Consider the following 305-nt stretch of genomic DNA (forward strand, 5'->3'; position numbering starts at 1 on the left):
GAACATGACAGCGTGATCATTATGGGCGGACAGTACAACAAAAGTCAATCCATCACTTTAAGCCCGCAGGGCAGCGAAAACAGTCTCTATGCCGGGCACTGGATGTTTACCAGCGGCAAAGGACTGACAGCAGAAGGGTTGTATAAAACCGATATGCTGACGGCAATGGCAGAGCAGAAGATGCTGAGCGTGGTAGGGAAACTGGTGGTACTGGTTGATAGCAGTAAGATTGGCGAACGCGCGGGAATGCTTTTTAGCCGTGCCGATCAAATTGATATGCTGATCACCGGCAAAAATGCTAACCC

1 protein-coding gene is annotated in these 305 nt (G+C 49.8%); it reads left to right on the top strand.

Annotation, left to right across the window (positions count from 1 at the left end):
- Positions 1 to 305 (top strand): hypothetical protein (locus tag SB756_RS29110; RefSeq protein ID WP_410913003.1); only part of this gene is annotated, 305 nt, incomplete at both ends.

Origin of the sequence: Pseudomonas sp. SIMBA_068, assembly GCF_046534705.1 — a bacterium.
Taxonomy (GTDB): domain Bacteria; phylum Pseudomonadota; class Gammaproteobacteria; order Pseudomonadales; family Pseudomonadaceae; genus Aquipseudomonas; species Aquipseudomonas putida.